2 protein-coding genes are annotated in these 3,286 nt (G+C 71.2%); both read right to left on the bottom strand.

Annotated elements, in window-relative coordinates; translation table 11 throughout:
* Window positions 1–1,945 (bottom strand): UvrD-helicase domain-containing protein (locus ACMO6A_RS09420; protein WP_418471147.1); only part of this gene is annotated, 1,945 nt, incomplete at its 3' end.
* Window positions 1,942–3,286: PD-(D/E)XK nuclease family protein (locus ACMO6A_RS09425; protein WP_418471148.1), on the bottom strand; the 1,345-nt coding region annotated here is incomplete at its 5' end. The genes ACMO6A_RS09420 and ACMO6A_RS09425, both read right to left, overlap by 4 nt.

Genomic DNA, 3,286 nt, shown 5'->3' on the forward strand with positions numbered 1-3,286 from the left:
CGGTCGCCACCGGGCGCGTGCGCGACTCGTCACGCGCCCGCTCGAACAGGCGCACGGCGTGCGCCAGCCGCGGCGGCAGTCCGTCGGCGCGCGATGCGAGGCGCGCGAAGCCCCGGTCGAGATCGCGCCGCCGCACGCATCCCGTCTCAGGATCCTCCTCGGTGGTCAGCACGAGGAGGTCGTCTGCCGACAGACGCATCATGTCGCTGGTCAGCACTTCGAACAGCGCAGCCGTGTTCGCCGGGTTCGCCAGCGCCTCCACGAAGCGGGCGACCACGCGCACTTCGGGCGCGGACGCGAACAGCGACCCGCCCGTCACCACGCACTCGAAGCCCTCGGCGCGCAGCGCCTCGGCATACATGCCCGCACGGCTCATCTTGCCCAGCAGCACCACCATGTCGCCGGGAGCGTGGCCGTCCTCGCGCAGCGCGGCGAACCGGCGGGCGATGGCCTCGGCGCCGGCGCGCTTCGCATCGGCCGTGCGCACGCCGGTGCCGCGCCCCGCGGGCTGCACCGACAGCACGAGGTCGATGCGCGGCGCGCTGCCCCGATAGCAGGAGGGGCGCTGCTCGTTCGGCTCCAGCGACATGAACGCCTCGCCGAACACCGTCGACTGCTCGAACACGCGGTCGACGAACGACAGCACGTCGCCGTGGCTGCGGAAGTTCTTCGTGAGCTCGACGTAGAGCGCGCCCACTTCGTCGGCGCGCATCGCCTTCTTATGAGCCTCGTACACGTTCACGTCGGCGCCGCGGAAGCGGTAGATGGACTGCTGCGCATCGCCTACCGTGCACAGGTGCGCGCACCGCGGCCCGGCCAGGCGCGCGATCATGTCGATCTGCAGCTGGCTGGTGTCCTGGAACTCGTCCACCATCACCAGTTTGAAGCGGCGTTCGTAGCGCGCGGCGATGTCCGGGCAGCGTTCGAACGCGTCGAGCGTGCGCACGAGCAGGTCGTCGTTATCCAGCTTGCACGCGGCGCGCTTCGCACCCTCGAAGCGCGCGGTCACCTCGCGCGCGAGCGCCATGAGCTCGGAGGCCAGCGGGTGCGCCAGCGCGAGCGCGACGTTCTGAGCCACGCGCGCGTGCACAGCTTGATACGCTTTGACCTCGGCCTTCACGTCGGCGCCGCCGAACGTGCACGGCAGGTAGGCGCAGCCGTCGACCACAGCTGCCAGCGCACGCGCGTCGCTCGCCGCGGACGCGTCGGCCAAAAACGCCCCGAGCGCCTCCACCGCGTCGGCCGCGGCCGCGCGCGCCCGTTCGGCGGACGCGCTCTTCCCCGCCCGCTCGAGCGCGGGCAGCACGCCCTCGTAGGCCAGCAGCAGCTCGCGCGCGAGCGTCGAGGCCTGCGCGGGCGACGGCCCGAAATCGAGCGCGTCGAGGCCGCCGCGCAGCCCCGCCGCCTTGTCCATCAGAGCCTGCAGCATGGAGGCCACCGACGGAGCGAGCGGCATCGTCGAGCGTGCGGGGTACTCGTCGAACAGCGCCGCGTACGAGCCGCGCGCGATGATATCGTTGTCGTCGCCCAGCGCGCCGTCGATGGCGTCGGCCACGGCTTCGGCCCGCTCCGCATCGCCCATGATGCCGAACGCAGGATCCAGCCCCAGGTCGAGCGCGTGGGCGCGCAGGATGCGCGCGCACATGCCGTGGATGGTGGATATCCAGGCGCCGTCCACGCGCAGCGCTTCCTCGGCCAGCCCTTCGGCGCGCAGCGTGCGCTTGACGCGCGCCTTGATCTCGGCGGCCGCCTTCTCGGTGAACGTGATGGCCAGCACCTCGTCGACGCCGGACGCCGCAGGGCCGCTCTCGGGCAGAAGCGCATAGGCGATGCGCTGCGTGAGCGTGAACGTCTTGCCCGAGCCGGCGCCGGCCGACACGAGCAAGGGACCGCGCACGTGCTCGATGCTCTGGCGTTGACCAGGGGTGCAGGTTGAGAGGTTCATGCGCCCATCCTTTTCTCGCAGGCGAGCACGGGGCAATACCCGCACGGGTCTCCCCCGCGCGGATCGGGACCGATGCAGCCGTCGGCCAGCGTGCGCACGGCCCGGGCGATGCGATCCTCCACCGCGTCCACCAGCTCGCCGAACGACGAGACGCCCAGCGCCTCGCCTGCCGGCCCCGGCACGCCGCAGCGCTCGACGTCGATGCCGGGCACGTCTCGCTCGCCCACGACCGTGCGGTCGAAGGCGCCCGAGACGCGCCGATCGCGGCCGTACGACACGTACAGCGCACCCACCACGTCGAGACCCAGCACCTTGCGCGCCACCTGAGCGTACATGAGCGTCTGCACCTTATGGGGAAGCACCGCGCCGCCCGCCTGCGCGGCGGGCGATGCCGAATCCAGCGCGTAGTCGCCATTGAGCGACCCCTTGTAGTCGATAACCACCGCCTGGCCGGCCCCGTTCACGTCGATGCGGTCCACACTGCCGCGCAGCAGGCATCCTGCGTACGGGAACGGCTCGCTCGAGCCGAAATCGAACTCGAAGCGCACGGGCTCGAAGCCCGGCAGCAGCAGCGCCTCGCGGTCGAGGAACCGGACGAGCCTCTTCCTCAGATCGGCCGTCTCGGCGCGTTCGAAGGCGGTGCGCGGGATCAACGGGTTGACCGAGCGCTTGAGGTTGCGTTGCGATTCCAGATGGCGGTCGAACGTCTCGCCTAGAAGCGCGCGCGCTTCGGGAAGCGTCGCGGAGTCCACCTTCGCATGCCCCGCCTCGCGGAAATGCTCGTAGAAGCTACGCAGCACGTTGTGGGAGAAGCTGCCCATCTCGAGAGGCCCGAACCCGGCGTCCGGCTCCGACAGGCGAAGACGGCGCAGAGCGAACCACTTGTAGGGACATTCAAGGTAGCTTTCCAGCGCAGACGGCGACAGCGCCAACGCGGCGTCGGCGCCGCGCAGCCCCTCGCGCGGCGAGCGCGGCAGCACGATGCGCGGGCGCTGCTCGGGCGACACCGCGCCCGCGGCCGACAGCTCCCAGGACAGCGTCGCCCCTCCTTTGCCTACGCGCGGCTGCACACCCTCGCAGACGAGCGCGAGGTTGTCGTGGAGCGCGTCCTCCCCTGCCAGCATGGCGAAGGCGACGAGCGGCTTGGGAAGCCCCGTCGCCCGGTCGTCCTCGCCCGCATCCGCTTCCCGGTAGCAGTCGAGCAGCTCCTCGAACATAACCGACGGATACGCCTCGTTCGCATCCTCGGTGTTCAGCACGCGCTCGCACACCACCGTCTCGCAGGCGCTCGAAAGCGCGCGGAAGAATCGGCGGCGGGAGGCGGCGAGCGCGTCTGCGGGG

Source organism: Eggerthella sp. (genome assembly GCF_048329335.1).
In the GTDB taxonomy this organism is placed as follows: domain Bacteria; phylum Actinomycetota; class Coriobacteriia; order Coriobacteriales; family Eggerthellaceae; genus Eggerthella; species Eggerthella lenta.